The organism is Seonamhaeicola maritimus (assembly GCF_008056315.1).
Classification (GTDB): Bacteria; Bacteroidota; Bacteroidia; order Flavobacteriales; family Flavobacteriaceae; genus Seonamhaeicola; species Seonamhaeicola maritimus.
This window is the reverse complement of sequence record NZ_VRKQ01000008.1, coordinates 275,863-294,959: the sequence shown is the minus strand read 5'-3', so window position 1 is coordinate 294,959 and position 19,097 is coordinate 275,863. Positions and strand designations below refer to the sequence as shown.

Annotated in this window: 15 protein-coding genes and 1 riboswitch; of the genes, 1 reads left to right on the top strand and 14 read right to left on the bottom strand. The window is 34.0% G+C overall.

All coding sequences use genetic code 11. From position 1 onward, the window contains the following. Positions 1-17: 17 nt before the first annotated feature. The 9 genes from FUA22_RS01245 to FUA22_RS01205 all read right to left on the bottom strand — a co-directional run bounded on the left by FUA22_RS01245 (position 18) and on the right by FUA22_RS01205 (position 8,321). Complete coding sequence (locus FUA22_RS01245; protein WP_147765789.1) at positions 18-1,070, bottom strand: NAD(P)/FAD-dependent oxidoreductase; 1,053 nt, start codon at positions 1,068-1,070, stop codon at positions 18-20. Continuing rightward, entirely contained in the window at positions 1,057-1,653 is a 597-nt protein-coding gene (locus FUA22_RS01240) for a precorrin-2 dehydrogenase/sirohydrochlorin ferrochelatase family protein (RefSeq protein WP_147765787.1), read from the bottom strand. The genes FUA22_RS01245 and FUA22_RS01240 overlap by 14 nt, the downstream gene beginning before the upstream one ends. 9 nt (positions 1,654-1,662) lie before the next feature. Next, the gene (gene cobA, locus FUA22_RS01235; RefSeq protein ID WP_147765785.1) at positions 1,663-2,427 is read right to left on the bottom strand and encodes a uroporphyrinogen-III C-methyltransferase; all 765 of its coding nucleotides are present in this window, start codon (positions 2,425-2,427) and stop codon (positions 1,663-1,665) included. 12 nt (positions 2,428-2,439) lie between these two features. Continuing rightward, a complete protein-coding gene (locus tag FUA22_RS01230; RefSeq protein ID WP_147765783.1) occupies positions 2,440-4,548 on the bottom strand; it encodes a HEPN domain-containing protein in 2,109 nt (702 codons plus the stop codon). A 97-nt stretch (positions 4,549-4,645) separates the two neighbouring features. Beyond that, positions 4,646-5,893, bottom strand: coding sequence for a sulfate adenylyltransferase subunit 1 (locus FUA22_RS01225; protein WP_147765781.1), 1,248 nt, complete (start codon positions 5,891-5,893; stop codon positions 4,646-4,648). A gap of 53 nt (positions 5,894-5,946) precedes the next feature. Continuing rightward, entirely contained in the window at positions 5,947-6,852 is a 906-nt protein-coding gene (cysD, locus tag FUA22_RS01220; protein WP_147765779.1) for a sulfate adenylyltransferase subunit CysD, read from the bottom strand. 10 nt (positions 6,853-6,862) lie between these two features. Further along, complete coding sequence (locus FUA22_RS01215; RefSeq protein WP_147765777.1) at positions 6,863-7,483, bottom strand: phosphoadenosine phosphosulfate reductase domain-containing protein; 621 nt, start codon at positions 7,481-7,483, stop codon at positions 6,863-6,865. 10 nt (positions 7,484-7,493) lie between these two features. Next, on the bottom strand, positions 7,494-7,751 hold the full coding sequence (locus tag FUA22_RS01210; RefSeq protein ID WP_147765775.1) for a DUF2061 domain-containing protein: 258 nt from the start codon (positions 7,749-7,751) through the stop codon (positions 7,494-7,496). Between the two features lie 150 nt (positions 7,752-7,901). Further along, complete coding sequence (locus FUA22_RS01205) at positions 7,902-8,321, bottom strand: RrF2 family transcriptional regulator (protein ID WP_147765773.1); 420 nt, start codon at positions 8,319-8,321, stop codon at positions 7,902-7,904. A gap of 203 nt (positions 8,322-8,524) precedes the next feature. Here FUA22_RS01205 and FUA22_RS01200 point away from each other — a divergent pair, with 203 nt between their 5' ends. Then, a complete protein-coding gene (locus FUA22_RS01200; RefSeq protein WP_147765771.1) occupies positions 8,525-10,384 on the top strand; it encodes an Ig-like domain-containing protein in 1,860 nt (619 codons plus the stop codon). A 73-nt stretch (positions 10,385-10,457) separates the two neighbouring features. On the opposite strand, the gene FUA22_RS01195 is transcribed toward FUA22_RS01200, so the two are convergent. The 5 genes from FUA22_RS01195 to FUA22_RS01175 all read right to left on the bottom strand — a co-directional run bounded on the left by FUA22_RS01195 (position 10,458) and on the right by FUA22_RS01175 (position 18,980). Next, on the bottom strand, positions 10,458-11,246 hold the full coding sequence (locus tag FUA22_RS01195; protein ID WP_147765769.1) for a PhzF family phenazine biosynthesis protein: 789 nt from the start codon (positions 11,244-11,246) through the stop codon (positions 10,458-10,460). 1 nt (position 11,247) lies between these two features. After that, entirely contained in the window at positions 11,248-12,420 is a 1,173-nt protein-coding gene (locus tag FUA22_RS01190; RefSeq protein WP_147765767.1) for a trans-sulfuration enzyme family protein, read from the bottom strand. 4 nt (positions 12,421-12,424) lie between these two features. Continuing rightward, positions 12,425-15,823, bottom strand: coding sequence for a bifunctional aspartate kinase/homoserine dehydrogenase I (thrA, locus tag FUA22_RS01185; protein ID WP_147765765.1), 3,399 nt, complete (start codon positions 15,821-15,823; stop codon positions 12,425-12,427). Positions 15,824-15,838: 15 nt separating this feature from the next. Further along, positions 15,839-17,113, bottom strand: coding sequence for an O-acetylhomoserine aminocarboxypropyltransferase/cysteine synthase family protein (locus FUA22_RS01180; protein ID WP_147765763.1), 1,275 nt, complete (start codon positions 17,111-17,113; stop codon positions 15,839-15,841). A 112-nt stretch (positions 17,114-17,225) separates the two neighbouring features. Beyond that, a riboswitch (SAM riboswitch) is annotated at positions 17,226-17,351 on the bottom strand. A 78-nt stretch (positions 17,352-17,429) separates the two neighbouring features. Next, positions 17,430-18,980: a hypothetical protein gene (locus tag FUA22_RS01175; RefSeq protein ID WP_147765761.1), complete on the bottom strand. Its 1,551-nt coding sequence runs from the start codon at positions 18,978-18,980 to the stop codon at positions 17,430-17,432. Between the last annotated feature and the right edge of the window lie 117 nt (positions 18,981-19,097).

The window sequence follows — 19,097 nt, the reverse complement described above, 5'->3', positions numbered from 1 at the left end:
TTTAATGCAACTAGAATTTAGTGAATTGCTTGAACTACTGCTTTAGGCGCTTCTTTTCTAGACCCATCAAAACCATCAATCCCACTTACAGTTGTATATTTTAATACATGCCTTTTACCAGGATGGATAATTCTATAAGCTGCTTGACACATTAATGTTGCTTCATGAAAACCACAAAGAATTAATTTTAATTTCTCTGGGTATGTGTTCACATCTCCAATTGCAAAAATACCAGGAATATTAGTTTGATAATTTAAAGTATTATCAACTTTAATCGCGTTCTTTTCTATTTCTAATCCCCAATTACCAATAGGCCCAAGTTTTGGAGACAATCCAAATAATGGAATAAAATGGTCTGTTTCAAGATCAAAAGACTCTCCTTCTTTTACTACAGTAACCGCTTCTATTTTTCCGTCACCCTTTAAACCTTTCACCTCTGCTGGTGTGATTAAATTAATCTTATTTAAAAGTGTTAATTCTCTAACCTTTTCAACAGAATCTAAAGCTCCTCTAAACTCATTTCTTCTGTGAATTAAGGTTACTTCAGAAGCTACATGGGCTAAAAATATACTCCAATCTAAAGCAGAATCTCCTCCTCCAGAAATCACTACGCGTTTGTTTCTGTAAACTTCAGGATCTTTAATCATATACTCAACCCCTTTATCTTCATATTCTGTTAAACCTTCAATAGCCGGTTTTCTAGGTTCAAAAGAACCTAATCCACCTGCAATAGCTACAATAGGAGCATGGTGTTTTGTGCCTTTATTAGTAGTTACAATAAAAGAACCATCTTCTTGTTTTTCTATAGTTTCAGCACGCTCACCTAAAGTAAACCCAGGTTCAAATTGCTTACCCTGTTCTAGCAAATTTTTAGTCAAATCTCCTGCTAAAATCTCAGGAAACCCTGGTATATCGTAAATTGGTTTTTTAGGGTAAATTTCAGAACATTGTCCACCAGGTTGTGGTAAGGCATCAATTAAATGACACTTTAACTTTAATAAACCTGCTTCAAATACTGTAAATAACCCAGTGGGACCAGCACCGATTATAAGTATATCAGTTTTTATCATTTCGTTTTTCTTTTTCTATTAGAGTTTTTGTGACTTCATTAAGTGTTTCCACTTTTTCTTCAAAGTCACCTTTTAGTGTTTTTCTGTATTCGTTTAAATTCTTTACTAAATCGTCAACATTTTCCGGAATTACCTCCTCAAAAAATTGTCTTAATCGTTTAGCAGTTGTGGGTGATTTTCCGTTGGTACTAATAGCCACCTTCACATTCCCTTTTGTTACAATACCACCCATATAAAAATCACATAATGGTGGATTGTCAGCAACATTCACCAAAATGCTCTTCTTTCTACAATCCTTGTAAATCTTCTTATTTACTTTAGGCTTATCTGTTGTACCAACTACAAAATGTTTCCCTTTTATAAAGCGCTTTTTGTATTTAGACTCTATCAACTTCACATTACCTGTTTTAGCAAGTTTAATAGTGCCCTCTCTAAACATTGGAGACACCATTGTTACTTGTGCATCTGGGCTAGACTTAAGTAAAAAAGTGAGTTTTTCTTCGGCAACATATCCGCCTCCTACAATAAGTACATTAAGCTGTTTTACCTTGAGGAAAACAGGGTATAGATTATTACGCTCCATAATGGTAACTTATATTTGCTCCTTAACGTTCTGTAAAACTGAAGATAATTGTATACGTTGATTTACAACTTCGCCAATTACAATAATAGCAGGAGATGACAATTGTTTTTCAGCAACTATACTTTCAATTGATTCAATTGTTCCTATACCAATATTCTCATTGTCACGAGTTCCGTTTTGAATAATAGCTATTGGTGTTTCTTGCTTGTTTTCTTCTGAAAATACTTTTACAATCTCACCCAATTTATGCATACCCATAAGGATAACCACCGTAGCAGTAGACTTTGCCGCCAACAATACATCATTAGATAATTGATGGTTTTTTGTAGTTCCTGTAATTACCCAAAAACTTTCAGAAGCACCGCGTCTTGTTAAAGGAATACCTTGATAAGCAGGCACTCCAATTACAGATGATATTCCTGGTACTACAGCGGTTTCTAAACCAAATGACTTTGCATAATCTAATTCTTCTGCACCTCTTCCAAAAATAAAAGGATCGCCTCCTTTTAGCCTTACAACTTGCCCTTTCTCTTTAGCTTTTGCAACAACGAGATCATTAATTTGCTCTTGTTGAAACGCATAACAACCTTTGCGTTTACCCACAAAAATAAGTTCAGCATCATCTGAAGCATAACTAAGTAAGCTTTCGTTAATCAAGGCATCATACAAGATAACATTAGCAGATTTAATAGCTTTTATTGCTTTAAGAGTTATTAAATCTTCGTCTCCTGGACCTGCACCTACAACCGTTAATTTTGGGCTTTTCAAGCTCATCAGTTTGTTTTTTTAAACAGCCTCTTTTTGAACAATGCTTAATTCTGATTCTCTAAAAGCTCTCACTTTTTGTAAAAACTCATTTGCATTTTCAATATAATTTGAAGCAAAATCTTTTGAAGGCGCTAATTTATTGATTTGGTATACTATTTCAGCAAAAGAACCGTCCAAATTTATTTTTTTACTTTCAACAAACAATTCATCAAACTGCTTAACGATACCTGCATGGGTATTTGTTTTCTTATTCTCAGAAGTTAATAAAGCCTTAGCTGTATTAATCATAGAGCTATATGCGTGATAAACGGCACCAGAATAAACACCATTATCGGCAGATTCTTTAGCATTTTCAATCTTTTCATCACTCTCTAAGAAAAGTGTAGCTACTAAATCTATTACAACTCCAGCACATTCACCAACTCCAATCTCTTTAACATACTTCTCTTCAGTTCCCCAATCAATAAAATCTGAATCTTTCAAATTAGAAACATCTTGTAAATCTTGTAGAAAATCATAAAAATATCTTTCTCCTTTCTCCTTGTAATACTCTACAAACTTCTTTCCGTTAGCATTAGCTTCAAAATCGTTTAAGATTCTTCTTAAAGCTTCTGGACCTCTTTTACTCGGAACTTTCACTACTTTATCAGCAAATAGTGCATTTCCACTACCTAAATTACCACCACCTAATAAAACTTGTAAAGCTGGCGCCACTAATTTATTCGGTGTACGAACTGACATTCCTTGGAAACCAATATTGGCCATATTGTGTTGTCCGCAGGCATTCATACATCCACTTATTTTTATTACAAGGTCTTCGTTTTTTAAATACTGAGGATACTCAGCTCTAATTGTACGCTCTAATTCATCAGCAATTCCTGTACTACTAGCAATTCCTAAATTACAAGTATCTGTACCTGGGCAAGCCGTAATATCAACAGCTTTATTATAACCAGCATCAACAAAACCAAGTTTTTCTAATTCGGTGTAGAAAAATGGCACTAATTCTTCTTTTACAAATGGAATTACAATGTTTTGACGAAGTGATAAACGAATCTCTCCAGCTGCATAATTTTCAACTAAATCTGCTAATAATCTTGCTTTATCTGTATAAAAATCTCCTAAAAGCACTTTGATTCCTATGGCTACAAACCCATCCTGTTTTTGAGGAATTAGATTGGTAGATTTCCAAGTATCAAAAACAGCTTGGTTTTTTATTTCAACTTCTGGAATTTCAGAAACTTCAACTGGAACAGAAACTTCAAATGAATCGGCATCAATTGGCACTGATTTTAATTCTACAGCATTTTGTTCAGCATCAACCAATTCTTTAAATGCTTCTAAACCTATATCTTTTAATAAGAATTTCAAACGTGCTTTAGCACGACTTTTACGCTCTCCATGACGATCAAAAATTCTTAAAACACCTTCCATTACTGGAATGATTTTATCTGTTTCTAAGAAATCATATAAAATGTCTCCATGACGAGGTTGCGACCCAAGTCCGCCTCCAATCAAAACTTTAAATCCGCGAACACCATCTTTAGTCTTTGCTATAAAACCTAAATCATGCATGTACGACAAACCTGTATCTTCATCTGTTGACGAAAAAGACACTTTAAATTTACGTCCCATTTCTTGACAGATAGGATTACGTAAAAAGAATTTATATAAGGCATCTGCATAAGGAGACACATCAAATGGCTCATTAACATCAATACCTGCAGTTTCACTAGCAGTTACATTACGCACCGTGTTACCACAAGCTTCTCTAAGCGTAATTTCATCTCGCTCTAATTCTGCCCAAAGTTCTGGTGTTCTGTTTAAATCTACATGGTGAATTTGAATATCCTGACGTGTTGTTATATGTAAACGACCACGAGAATACTCATCAGAAACTTCAGATATACGACGCAATTGGTTACTCTTAACTTTTCCGTAAGGTAACTTGATACGAATCATTTGAACACCTTCTTGACGTTGTCCGTAAACTCCACGTGCTAAACGTAGGCTTCTAAATTTTTCTTCATCTATTTTCCCGTTGTTGAATTGCTCAATTTTATTTGCCAATTCAATAATATCCCTTTCAACAATAGGGTTTTCTATTTCTGATCTAAAACTTTGCATTGTTTTCCTACCCCCTGTAAACAGAAGGATTTTTTAGTGTTTTCCGTTTTTCTTTACTTTCCCTTTCTTTTAAGCCTTTTGGGTAGGCTTTCTCTTTTTATTGAATAAATCCGGCACCAACTGTACTGTTAGATTGCGAATCGATTATGATAAAGGACCCATTAGTGCGATGATTTTTGAATTGATCATAAAAAATAGGCTTATTAAGTCTAAAACTCACCTTAGCTATATCATTCATTCCTAAACCACTAACACCTTCTTCAATTCCAGAGTAATCCGGATTAATTTTATGGTGTATTGTATCTACTTTTGCTAACACTTTATTAATACCGTGTTGTACTACATATTTAGCACCTGGTGTTAATTGTTTTGAATCCATCCAACATACATTAGCTGTAAATTGCTTTTCTATGGTTGGTAAATCACCATCTTTAACAATCATATCACCTCTACTCACATTAACATCATCTTCTAATGTAATAGTAACTGATGATCGTCTTGATGCTGTTTCAAATTTTTCATCGTAGAAATATATTTCCTTGATTTTAGATTTGGTTTGAGATGGTAACACTACGACATCATCACCTACACTTAAATTACCACCGTATACTTTACCTGCATAACCTCTATAATCATGATATTCCTCTGTCTTAGGACGAATAACATATTGAACCGGGAAACGTGGTGTACCTACATTAAAAATATCAGCTTTATCTAATTTCTCTAAATGCTCTAATAATGATTCTCCTTCATACCAAGACATTTTATCAGACTTATTCACAACATTATCTCCTTTTAAAGCACTAACTGGAATAAATGAAATGGTTTGACCTTGATAATCTCTTTTACTCATTAACTCTTCAAAATCTGCCTTAATATTATTATAAACCTCTTCCGAATAATCAACTAAGTCCATTTTATTAATAGCTACTACAACATCTTTTATTCTCAATAAATTATTGATAAAGAAATGACGATTTGTTTGCTCAATTACACCTTTTCTAGCATCAATTAAAATAATAGACGCTTGTGACGTTGATGCACCGGTAACCATGTTTCGGGTATATTCAACATGTCCAGGGGTATCAGCTATAATGTAACTTTTATTCTTTGTTGAAAAGTAAATATGAGCTACATCAATTGTAATTCCTTGTTCTCTTTCAGCAACTAATCCGTCTGTAGCCAATGAAAAATCTAAATAATCATAACCACGTTGTTTACTTGTTTTTTCAATAGCTTCAAGCTTATCTGTAGTTAATGATTTTGTATCATAAAGAATTCTACCTATTAAGGTACTTTTCCCGTCATCTACACTTCCTGCTGTTGCAATTTTTAATACTTCCATTTTATATAATAACCTTCAAAAAAGAAGGTGTGTTTTTTTGTTAATGATTTGTTTTAGAAATAACCTTGTTGTTTGCGTTTTTCCATGGCTGCCTCTGAACGTTTATCGTCAATACGTGCACCACGTTCTGAGATTGAAGAATCTCTAATTTCTTCAACTACTTTTGTAATTGTTGCAGCCTCAGATAACACCGCTGCTGTACAACTCATATCTCCAACTGTTCTAAAACGGACCATTTCTTCAATTACTTCTTCTTCATCGTCTCTATAAACCACACCGTCTTCAGCAGACCAAATCAATCCGTCTCTTAAAAACACTTTACGTTTATGAGCAAAATAAATTGAAGGAATTTCAATATCCTCTTTTTCTATATAAGACCAAACGTCTAACTCAGTCCAGTTTGAAATTGGAAATACTCGCACATTTTGTCCGTGCTCAATTTCTCCATTCAACATATCAAATAATTCAGGTCTTTGGTTTTTCTCATCCCATTGTCCGAAATCATCACGAACTGAAAAAATGCGTTCTTTAGCTCTTGCTTTTTCTTCATCTCTACGTGCACCACCAATACAAGCATCAAACTTAAACTCTTCAATAGCATCTAAAAGCGTAGTAGTTTGCAACATATTTCTACTAGCATATCTACCAGACTCTTCTTTTACTTTTCCTTGATCAATAGAATCCTGTACATTTCTAACAATTAACTCTAAACCTAATTCTTCAACCAATCTATCTCTAAATTCTATAGTTTCAGGGAAGTTATGCCCGGTATCAATATGCATTAGTGGGAATGGAATTTTAGCAGGATAAAATGCTTTAACCGCTAATCTTACCAATGTTATAGAATCTTTTCCTCCTGAAAATAACAACACAGGTTTTTCAAATTGTGCTGCTACTTCTCTCATAATATATATCGCCTCGTTTTCTAGTGAATTGATATGTGCTGTATCTTTACTCATAATCTTGTTTTTAAGCGTGTAAACCACACTCTCTATTTGCTAATGCTTTAGTTGGATCGAAATATTTAAATTCATTCGATAAATTATTTTCTTCTAAATAGGTGTCTAATTTTTCATCAGACCAGTAATAAAAAGGACTCACTTTTAAAGTACCATCTGCACTTAAACTAAAAATACCTATACTGTTTCTAAATGCTGTTTGTCCCAGGCGCAAATTAGTAAACCACACTTTTGGTTTATGCTCTTCCATAGCACGTTTAAATGGTTCAAGTTTAACCTGCTCAGTAAATAATGCATGTTTGGGGTCATCTACACCCGGTATACCTAAAACTACATCTCTATGAGCCGATGTTTGCTTAGGCACATATAAAAACACATTTAATTTTAGACCTGCAATTACCTCTTCTGCATGACGATATGTTTGTGGTGTATTATAACCTGTATCACACCATACCACCGGAATATTATTTACTTCTGAATTAACAGCATGTAATATAGCTGCCTCATAAGGTCTAAAATTGGTGGTTACCACAGCTTCAGCACTTAACTCAATAGCTTTATTGATAATTTCTGAAGGCGAAGCATTTTCAAATGCCTTATTTAATTCTTCTATTTGTTGTTCTGTAAACATACTCATCTATTTATTTTCCCCATTTAATAACATTCCACGCACGTTCGTGAAAAAAGTATAAAATTAACTTTGTTACAAAATCTACAGAAGCTATGGAAGCCGCTAATGATATTCTACCAGTTAACACATAAGATACCACCAAGGTATCTAAGGTTCCAACAATCCTCCAACTAAGTGCTTTGGCTACACTTCTAATTGGTTTTTCACCAGCACTATCTTCTTTATAAGTAGATTTTTCTTTACTCTTTAGTAACATTTGCGCTATCATTTGTCGTTATATTACATTAATCCTACCAATTTAATAGGAAATACAAAAGTAATACTTTTTATAACATGACAAGTAGCTTTAACAACTTTTTAGAATAATGGAATATTTTTTAGGTAATTAACCTAAAATAAGTAGTAAATTCTTAATTTTTTAGGAATCTTTCAAGGCTAAATCCTCTAAAGTCGTATTTCGGAAGACCTTCAAAGTACTATCGCGTACCTCAATCATTAATTTATGCACACTGCATTTATGCTCATCTGGACAATCATCACATTTTTCGTAATAATTCAAACTCACACAGGGCACCATAGCTATAGGACCTTCTAAAACACGCATTACATCGGTCATTTTAACTTCAGAAGGCTCGCTCCTGAGATAATAACCACCATGTTTTCCTTTTTTAGACCCCAAAATACCAGCCTTCCTTAGGGTAAGTAGTATACTTTCCAAAAACTTTTGAGGAATGTTTTCACTTTTAGCAATTTCTCCAACTTGAACTGGTGCATCACCTTCGCTTCTCGCAATATAAGTTAAGGCCTTTAAGCCATATTTGGTTTTTTTAGAAAGCATGTTGCTAATATAAATAAAACAAGCAAGAAACTTCAAGCGAAGCCTCTACATGTGATAGAATACGTCCATTTATAGACAAAACACAGATAAAAACCGATAAAAACCTAACCGCAAAACATATGTGCTCCAAATTAAACCTTTTAAGTTCAAAAAGTTTCACATATAAAACTAATTTCACATTCTAAACTAACATAAATCAAGCAATGACTAAAAAAACAACACTTATTCTAACTATTGGAATATTTTTAAGCTTGTTTTCAACAAGATCAATAGCACAAAACACCCTTAAATACGGACCTGATTATATTGTCTTTGAAGCTGAAGATACGGACACACCTCTCGCAGGCCTTTGGACAGTTAGGACACCTAGCGACCCAGATTATTTAAAATATTTAACGAACGTTGGATCTTCTCCAGACCCGGTCAACGACTCCTATCTTGAATACTCTGGCCCATGGTTAGGAGCGGGTAGTGAATTAGAGTACAAGTTCACATGCCAAAAGACAGGAACTTACCAATTAGCAATGCGCATGCACTCACCCTTAAGAGATGGAGAATTAGCTGATAAGCGAAACGACTTCTTCATAAAAATGGAAGGAAACTTCACAAGTGGATCCGCTCAATACTCAGAAACTGACCTTAAGACTTTCCATAAATTATTCGGTAGAGGAGCCAACAAATGGGGAACCTGTATCAACTTAGAACATAATGGGAACAATGGCGTATTTTATAACTTTATTGAAGGTGAAGAATACACCTTTTATTTAAAAGGAAGATCTGGAACTGCAGTAGTAGACTATATAACTTTTTATGATACTTCTTATCTGCCTCATAATATAAATAACCAAAGTACGGATTTAGCGCTTCAATTACCTGAAGAAATTAGGCCATACGGCGACCCTACCAATTTATCTCTTAACCCTAGCCCAGGAGATATCAGAACAGGGACTTCCCTACAGATGGAGACAATAATGACGCCGGTAAATGGAAACCCAAGTGTCACTTGGAGTTCTTCAAATGACCTAATCATATCTGTAGATCAGGATGGGGTTATAACAGCTGAAGGCAGCATAGGACAATCTGCGACCATTACGGCAACGAGCAGCATAAACAACACTTTAATGGCCACTAGCGAAATAACCATTGTAACATGGTATGCCATTCCTGTAACTTCAATTTCAGTATCACCAGAAGATAGTGTATTCGAGGTTGGAGAATCAGAACAATTAACTGCTTCTGTTTTACCAGCAAACGCCGATAATCCTGCAGTAACATGGTCTAGTAGTGATGATGCCATAGCAACCGTTGACCAGAGCGGTAATGTAACAGGCGTGAGCCAAGGCACCGTACAAATTAGAGCCACATCGGATGAAAACAACACCATATTTGATGAAGTTGATATTGAAATTGGCACACCTATTCCTCAAGCCGTTTCTATCGATAAAATTAACGGCATGACTGTAGATGCCTTTAAAACATCCCGATCTAATCAAATAGAAATAGGTGAAGTCTTAGCTATTGAAGTATCCTATTCTGGTATCACAGAGTTTAACACTTCAGGTTTTGGAAGAGTGGTTCTTCGATATGCCATAAATAATGGAGGTCTAGCTGTTGGGCCTAATCTTAATATAGATAATGTGGCCATAGGTGGAGCCGAAGTAACCGAAACAGTGAATTACACGGTTGCGAATCACGGAACGGCTAACAATCCTGAACCTGCCGTATTACAAATTTTTGCTGCTCAAAATTTTGCAGGCATTAGCACATTATATCATGGTTTCCAGGTTGTACCTGCTGGAAGTTTATTAACTTCAACTGGAGAAGAATCTTTAAGAAACTCTGTTAAAATCTATCCTAACCCCGCAAGACAAGGTTTTTTAAAATTAGACAATCTAGATGACACATCTAAATATGACATTTATAACATTCAAGGCAAAGCCTTATTAAAAGGTTCGGTTTCTAACGGGGGAACCATCAATGTATCAGATTTAAATTCTGGAATTTACCTTTTAAGAATTAACTCCGTCAACGGTTCTGAAGTAAAAAAATTCATAGTGGATTAATCGCAAATTCATACCAAAAAAAGAGGTTCCATTCTTTAGTGGGGCCTCTTTTTTTTATTAAGATTCTATTACTTTACCACTCAAAAAGCACCTCACTCATCACTACGCAATCGCCTCGTAACAATACTCTATCATTATCAGCCACTTCGCATTCAACAATACCACCACGTTTTGAGGCTTGATAACCAGTTACTGTTTTCTTTGACAGTTTTTCACTCCAATAACTAGCTAAGTAGCAATGCGCAGAACCGGTAACAGGGTCTTCATTGATACCGTAATCTGGCACAAAAAATCTTGAAATAAAATCGAACGCACTATCGTCCGACTTTGCTGTTACAATAAATTTACTCTTTGGATGTTCAAGCAATGCATTGAAATTTGGCTGCAGTATTCTTAAAACCTTATCGCTTTCTAACTCCACTAAATACCATTGATCATTTTCAGAAATAGCTATAATTTTCTCATGTAATGCAGATTCAATCAAAACATCATTATTAGAGACTTCGATTAACTTCCCAATTGGGAAATTCATCTCTAATAGATTTCCAGATTTTTTAACCGTTAGAATACCACTTAGAGTATTAAACTCTAAAACTTCTTTTTCAACTTTATATTTATCGAATAAAACTTTAGCGGTTGCCAATGTAGCATGCCCACACAACTCTATCTCACACTCTGGAGTAAACCATCTTAACTGATAAACACCATCTTTTAAATACACAAAAGCCGTTTCAGACAAGTTCATTTCTTGTGCAATATCAATATGTTGCTCTTCGGTAAGTGGTCTTTCCAAAACACAAACAGCTGCCGGATTTCCTTTAAAAGGTGTATCTGTAAATGAATCTACTGTAAATAATCTCATTTTAACTATCTAAAGCTTGTTCTATATCAGCTATAATATCATCTATATGTTCTAAACCTAAAGAACAACGTACCGTTCCATCTGTAATACCTACTGCAGCTTTTACTTCAGGCTCTACCTTTGCATGCGTGGTACTCGCTGGATGTGTTACAATAGTTCTTGTGTCTCCTAAATTAGCAGACAGGGAACACATTTTTATATTATCAAAAAAGTTACGACCACCTTCAATACCGCCCTCTACTTCAAAAGCCACAATACTTCCCCCTAATCTCATTTGTTTTTTAGCTACTTCGTACTTGGGGTGGGACTTCAAAAATGGATATTTCACCCATTTTACTTTAGGATGCGATTCTAAATACTCAGCAAGTTTTAAAGCATTTTCACAATGCTTTTCAACCCTAACCGCTAATGTCTCTAAAGACTTTGACAACACCCATGCATTAAATGGACTCATTGAAGGACCTGTAAGTCTTGAAAACAAATAAATCTCACGAATTAACTCTTTATTACCAACCGTAATACCACCAAGAACACGCCCTTGTCCGTCCATTAATTTTGTAGCAGAATGAATCACTAAATCTGCTCCAAATTTTATGGGGTTTTGCAAGTACGGCGTTGCAAAGCAATTATCTATAACAAGTAATAAATTATGCTTTTTACAGATTGAACTCAAAAACTCCATGTCTAACACATCAACCCCTGGATTAGTTGGAGTTTCAGCGTATATAAATTTTGTGTTTGGTTGAATTAAATCTTCAACTGTTTCAACTTCATTTATATTAAAATATGAGCACTCAATATTCCATTTTGGAAAATACTTGGTGAATAAACCATGCGTAGCACCAAATACCGAACTACATGATACTACATGATCTCCAGCATCTAATAATGTAGCAAATGTTGAAAATACCGCAGCCATTCCACTTGCAAAAGCAAAACCATCTTCAGCACCTTCCATTTTGCACACTTTTTCTACAAACTCATTTACATTAGGGTTACTATACCTACTATATAAATCGCGTTGCTTTTCCTCAGCAAAAGATGCACGCATTTCCTCGGCATCATCAAATACAAAACCTGAGGTTAAATACATAGGCACCGAATGTTCTGAAAATTGAGTGTTTTCAGACTGGGTACGTATGGCATCTGTTTCAAAATGTTTTTTCTTGCTCATAACTCTAATTAATATGCTTAGACAACCTTAAAATATCTCCAAAAACTCCACGTGCTGTAACTTCAGCTCCTGCTCCTGCTCCTTGGATGACTATAGGTTGTTCTCCATAACTTTCCGTAAATATTTCAAAAATAGCATCAGATCCTTTTACGTGACCCAAAGTACTATCTTCTGGTATTGATACTAATTTCACTTCTAGAATTCCTTTGTCTTGCGATAAATCTCCAGATAAATCACCAACATATCTTAATACATGTCCGGTTTCTTGATTGTCTTTTATCTTTTGGTATTGATCATCTAGAACATTTAATTTACTTAAAAATTCTTCTACCGAAATATCTCTATATGCTTCTGGTATTAGATTCAATACAGACACATCTTCAAATTCATTTTGTAAATCAAGCTCACGAGCCAATATTAACAACTTTCTAGCTACATCATTCCCTGAAAAATCTTCACGAGGATCTGGTTCAGTAAAACCCTTATCAACCGTTTCCTGAATAATGGCACTAAATGGCTTATCCTGAACAGAGAAATTATTAAATAAATAACTTAAAGTTCCTGAAAACACCCCTCTAATTCTTGTAATATTCTCACCTGATTCGTGTAGTAATTTAATAGTATCAATTAAAGGTAAACCTGCACCAACCGTAGTTTCATAAAGATACTGTTTATTGTTTTCCTCTAGTTGCTCTCTTAATTCTGTATAGAACGAATGATCAATGGTGTTCGCTATTTTATTAGAAGACACCAAATCAAATCCTGCTTCAACTAAAGGCACATAATTTTGATAAAAAGTAGAGCTTGCTGTATTATCTACCGCTATTAAGTTTTCTAAATGATGGTTTTTTGCATAAGTGATAATATCATCAATAGAGCTATCATAAGGGCTTGAAGCAATGGCTTCTTGCCAATTTGTATCAACACCATTTTTATCTAATAACAACTTCTTCGAATTCGCAATTGCAAAAACATTTAAGTTGATACCTTTTCGTTCTTCAATATCATCTTTAGACTTTAATATCTGATTAATTAAAGCACCACCAACACCTCCATGACCAAAAATGGCAATGTTTATCTTTTTAGAAATCCCAAATACTTCGCCATGAATTACATTTAAGGCTTTATGAAGCTGCGTTTTTTTAACCACCAAACTTACGTTCTTTCCTGTCACCGTATTATTGAAAAGCAACGGCGTAATTTGATTCTTAATTAAAGCGTTAAAAGGTTTGTGAAATGAACTCAATTCTATTCCAATAATTGAGATAACAGCAACGTCATCTACCACATCAATCTTGTTTACATCTTGTGAGTAGAAATCACTTTCAAATTCTCGTTCTAAAGCAATTACCGCTTGTGTTGCTTGGTCTGCATCAATAATAAGACCAATACCTCTTTCAGATGACCCTTGAGACACAATACTTACACTAATCCCGTAACTACTTAAAGCACCAAAAATTCTAGCATCTACTCCAATCTTACCCAACAAACCTCTACCTTCTAAATTAAGTAGTGCCACATTATCTAATACCGATAATGAAGTTACTTCTTTAGTACTTGGTTTTGCAGTAATTAAAGTACCTTCATCATCTGCATTAAACGTATTTAAAATACGCAAGTTGATATTTTTCTCTACTAATGGAATGATAGTTTTGGCGTGTAATACCGAAGTCCCAAAATTTGCCAATTCATTGGCTTCACTAAAAGACAACTCTCTTATCTGTTGCGCATCTGATACTAAACTTGGGTCTGCCGTATAAATACCACTAACATGCGTATAATTTTGTAATTCTTCAGCATCTAAAAAGTTAGCTAATAGCGCCGCCGTATAGTTACTACCGTTTCTCCCTAAGGTTGTAGTTTCATTCTTCATATTAGAAGCAATAAACCCGGTAACCACATTTACAACACCATTGTTTTTCTTGAAATAATCTTTGATGTTCTCTTTAGATAATTTTGATAAAGGTTGTGCATTTCCAAAAGACTCATCAGTTTTTATAAGCTCTCTTGAATCGGTTGATTTAGCTTCAACACCCCTTTCATTAAGAAGATTGGTTATTAATTTAACTGATAATAATTCACCCTGAGCCAAAATATTATCCTTGGTTTTCTTACTATAATCACGCAACAAACTAATACCTTCAAACAACTTTTCTAAAACCGAAAACTCCTCTGAAAAATCAATTGTTTTTGATGGCTCAGACTGATACGTTTTAAACTCCTCTAAATCATCTTTATAGTCTTCACCTTTTATAACTTGGTTTAAAATGGCTTCTAAATCGTCAGTAGCAGAACCACGTGCTGAAACCACAACACTAATACGCTCTCCTGCATTTACTTTATTTTCTATTATGGAAAGGACTGTATCTAGTCCTTTTCCATTAGCCAGAGATTTCCCCCCGAACTTCAATATTTTCATTCTTCTTCTTTTAGAATTTGGCACAAAAATGCCTTCTACAATTTTTTCAAGCTGATCGTATTCCATTAAAAAGGCATCATGTCCGTGTACCGAATGTATCTCATTATAAGTTACATTTGGATGGGTTAAGGCCAACTGCTTGTGTGTTTCACGGTTTTCTTCCGCAGTAAAAAACAAATCAGAATCTACGCCAACAATATGTATTTTGGCTTCAATGTTTTCTAGTACATTGAAATTACTTGCCCTATCTTTAGTTACATCAATGGTCTTTAATAATTGATTCATTAATTTGTAAGCAGACAACTGAAAACGTTCCTGTAACTTCTTACCATGATGTAATAACCAACTCTCTACATTGAAAATTTCTAAATCGTCATTTTTTGAACGCTGAAAACGTTCTTTAAAAGATTCTGGTGTTCTGTAACACAACATAGCGTGCATTCTGGCATCATGCACCGGATGTTTAGAATTTAATAAGAATTGCTCTTGAATTTGGCAATTAGCAATTAACCAATCTGTTGATTTCCAATCGGTCGCCACAACAATTAAATGTTCTGTGAAATCAGGTTGTAAAACTGCCATTTCCCAAGCAATACCTCCACCTAAAGAACCTCCAATGGTTGCATAAATTTGCCCTGTATTAAGTTCTTTTAGCCCTTGTAAAAACAGTCTTGCAACATCACGTGCTACAAAATCTTTGTAATTATCTATGACAAAGCCATCAAATCCGTTACCTGGAATATTAAAGGTTAGCACCGAATAAAGATTTGTATCAATAACTTTATTTTTTCCAATCAAATCTTTCCACCAACCTGTTTCTCCGGCCACATTACTGTTTCCAGTTAAGGCATGATTTACCAAAACAATGGGTGCCGAACCTAAAGATTGCCCAAAGACTTGATAACTTAACTTAATCTCAGGATTAAGTACACCACTAACCGTTGTGTAGTTATTAATAATGATATGTTGTAACGCGTCTTTCAACTTTAATTTTCTTTTTTATATTTCTGTAAAAGAAGCTTTTAAATCTGCTTTTAAATCATCTATATCTTCTATCCCAACAGACAATCTAATTAAATCAGGTGTTACTCCTGCCGAAGCTTGCTCATCTTCACTTAACTGCTGATGTGTTGTGCTTGACGGATGTATTATTAATGATTTTGTATCTCCAATATTTGCTAATAATGAGAATACTTTAGTCTTATCCGCAATGGTTTTAGCCGCTTCAAAACCACCTTTGGCTCCAAAGGTAACAATTCCGCTTTGACCATTAGGTAAATATTTGTCTGCTAAATCTTTATAATTACTACTTTCTAAACCAGGATAATTTACCCAAGCTACTTCTGGTTGATCTTCCAACCATTTTGCTAGTTCTAAAGCATTAGCACTATGTTGCTTAATTCTAACTGGTAATGTTTCTAAACCTTGAAGGATATTAAAAGCATTTGTTGGACTTAAAGCGCCACCAAAATCACGTAATCCTTCCAGAATTAATTTGAATGTATACGAAGCTGCTCCAAGCGTTTCGTAATATTTTAGTCCGTGATATCCAGCTGATGGCTCTGTAAACTCAGGGAATTTACCATTAGACCAATCAAAAGTTCCAGCATCAATAATAGCACCGCCTAAAGATGTTCCTTGACCACCTATATATTTTGTTAATGAATGAATTACAATGTTTGCCCCGTGCTTAATAGGATTTAAAAGCGCTGGAGTAGCTACCGTATTGTCTACAATAAATGGAACGCCTGCAGCCTTAGAATGAACTGAAATTACTTCTAAATCTAATACATCTAATTTTGGATTACCTAAAGATTCTACAAAAAAAGCTCTTGTATTATCTTGAACAGCCTCAGCAAAATTATCGGGGTTTGATGCATCAACAAACGTAGTGGTAATACCTAATCTTGGTAGTGTAACACTTAATAAATTATACGTACCTCCATATAAACTACTAGAAGCTACAATATGATCTCCTGATTTTAATAAAGTCAATAAACCCGTTGAAATAGCTGCAGTTCCTGAAGCAAAAACTACGGCTCCAACTCCACCTTCAACAGAAGCTAAACGCTCTTGTAAGATTTGATTTGTGGGATTGTTTAATCTGGTATAAATAAATCCTAATTCCTGTAAGGAGAAAAGGTTTGCAGCATGCTCAGAATCGTTAAAAACGTAAGACGTAGTTTGGTAAATAGGCACTGCCCTTGCACCTCCATTTGCTGTTACATCATGTCCTGCATGTAATGCGTTTGTTGCTAATTTTTGATCGCTCATTTTTCTAATTTTTTTTTAATTAATAAATTAATTTAAAAGTCAACACCTTAAAAGGCATACTTATTAGAAAAATGTTATAAAGAATTTTAAAATTACAGAAAGTAATTTTGTTGAGTTATCTATCCAAACACCAATAAATGAATTGGTAATTTAAGTAGAATTTAGCACCTTCTTTAATAAGTTTAAAGGGTTGCTAAGGTTTCACAGGGTCTAATCCCTCCACCTTTCTTGATAACATTTCAATAAGTCTTTGAACTTTGTGAATGCAAATATTCAGTCAGAAAAAGTTAAAATCCTAATTTTTTATCGAAAAATTTTAGTTTTCAATCAAATTAGCTTTGAATTTACTACTAATTACTTCAGCAATTGGCTTGTTTTCAATCTTAGATTCTAACCACGAAATAATATCTAGATACAAGAAAGCCCTACTTTGATAAGGATCATCTTCAAACTCTTTCAATTTATCATGAAGCTTAATGAACTCGTTCTTAACCTCATGCGGATAAATATCTCCTAAACCACGTAAAAACTTAATGAATTCTTTCTGAACTTCATATAAGTCTTCCATCTTAATTAAAAACTTATAGGTGCTTTTTATGAGTACATCTAAATTATAATCCAAACCAGCTTCATAGTGAGCCACCAGATTTAATATTCTAGAGAAACATAATAAATCCTCACGCATTTGAAGCGATTTATTACTAATAATTTTATCTAAAAACTGAATGCATCCTTTATTATCTCCGGCACCAAAATACATACTGGCTATCTTATAATAAAATACCATAAAGTGATGCTCATCAATACGGTTTTGATATTTTTTCAACTCTTCAAGCACCTCATCAATTAAAGGCAAACCAGCCTTAAAGCTACCTTCAATAAAATGTAAATTGAATTTATTGCTGTAGAGATACAAGAATACTAAACCTTCAATATTATCATCAATAGGAAACCCCTTTTCTTTAGTAACAGTCTCTAATTTAAAAAGATACTCCTTGAACTTGTCATATTTACGCAAATAGAATAATGATTCTAACAAATAATGATTTCCTCTAAGGAAGAATACAGGATTCAACGCAATCATGTCTTTATTATCATAAAAAAGGTTCACCCATTTTAAGGCATATTTATAACAAGAAAGAAAATCTTGAGTTAAAAAGCTATACCATAAATGGGCTTTATATAACCACAATTTCTCACGAAAACCAAGGGTATTTATATCATATTTTGGCAAGCGCGCATTAAAATACTCCGTAATACGTTTATTCTCTGCGTCATTTTTAACATAACCCGTTTTTAAGAACAAACCATACAATTGCAATGATAAATTAGACAATTTACTCGCCACAACATTTTGCAAACTCAACTCTTTGGCTTGTACTGTTAACTCATCTGCCCTATTACTTAAGCTACGCGTAATGTATTGAGATTCAATAATTTTTTCGAGTTCAACAATCTCGTAAGCAATGTTTTTTTCTTCATTAGCAATAGCTAAATTCTTTGCCTTATCTAAGATTTTCAAGCTTTGCTTATATAAACCTTTATGATATAAAATGGTTGCAAAATCTAACTGTTCACGAATTTGTACCCGAATATCTTGATGTGAAGGGTTTAAACGTAAACTAATTAATATTTGTTTGTAAAGGTGTGCTTTTAAGTTAGAAAGCTGTTGTTTTTTAACAATGCCTTTTTTCAAAATGGCTGCCTCGTCATATCTTGGTAATTTATCCAAAATATTAAACAACAAAAGAAACTTAGAGTCTTCATTGACACCCAATCTTCCAACGTACAATTTAAATTGTCTTTTTTCAGATTTCGACAAAGACTTTACTAAAACAAACAAATTATCTTTTTGCTCTCTTGTCATAGTTACAAAAATACACTTAAATAACTGAATAACATGTTTTTAACAATGGTTAAAATCCGTTAAACGTCGTAAAAAATAAATTAAAGTTTAGCGTTTTACGAAACCAAAATATACATT

Excerpts from the sequence above, each read along its gene's own strand:
- FUA22_RS01245 (WP_147765789.1), bottom strand. The coding sequence starts at position 1,070 with ATGATAAAAACTGATATACTTATAATCGGTGCTGGTCCCACTGGGTTA.
- FUA22_RS01240 (WP_147765787.1), bottom strand. The coding sequence starts at position 1,653 with ATGGAGCGTAATAATCTATACCCTGTTTTCCTCAAGGTAAAACAGCTT.
- cobA (WP_147765785.1), bottom strand. The coding sequence starts at position 2,427 with ATGAGCTTGAAAAGCCCAAAATTAACGGTTGTAGGTGCAGGTCCAGGA.
- FUA22_RS01230 (WP_147765783.1), bottom strand. The coding sequence starts at position 4,548 with ATGCAAAGTTTTAGATCAGAAATAGAAAACCCTATTGTTGAAAGGGAT.
- FUA22_RS01225 (WP_147765781.1), bottom strand. The coding sequence starts at position 5,893 with ATGGAAGTATTAAAAATTGCAACAGCAGGAAGTGTAGATGACGGGAAA.
- cysD (WP_147765779.1), bottom strand. The coding sequence starts at position 6,852 with ATGAGTAAAGATACAGCACATATCAATTCACTAGAAAACGAGGCGATA.
- FUA22_RS01215 (WP_147765777.1), bottom strand. The coding sequence starts at position 7,483 with ATGTTTACAGAACAACAAATAGAAGAATTAAATAAGGCATTTGAAAAT.
- FUA22_RS01210 (WP_147765775.1), bottom strand. The coding sequence starts at position 7,751 with ATGATAGCGCAAATGTTACTAAAGAGTAAAGAAAAATCTACTTATAAA.
- FUA22_RS01205 (WP_147765773.1), bottom strand. The coding sequence starts at position 8,321 with ATGCTTTCTAAAAAAACCAAATATGGCTTAAAGGCCTTAACTTATATT.
- FUA22_RS01200 (WP_147765771.1), top strand. The coding sequence starts at position 8,525 with ATGACTAAAAAAACAACACTTATTCTAACTATTGGAATATTTTTAAGC.
- FUA22_RS01195 (WP_147765769.1), bottom strand. The coding sequence starts at position 11,246 with ATGAGATTATTTACAGTAGATTCATTTACAGATACACCTTTTAAAGGA.
- FUA22_RS01190 (WP_147765767.1), bottom strand. The coding sequence starts at position 12,420 with ATGAGCAAGAAAAAACATTTTGAAACAGATGCCATACGTACCCAGTCT.
- FUA22_RS01180 (WP_147765763.1), bottom strand. The coding sequence starts at position 17,113 with ATGAGCGATCAAAAATTAGCAACAAACGCATTACATGCAGGACATGAT.
- FUA22_RS01175 (WP_147765761.1), bottom strand. The coding sequence starts at position 18,980 with ATGACAAGAGAGCAAAAAGATAATTTGTTTGTTTTAGTAAAGTCTTTG.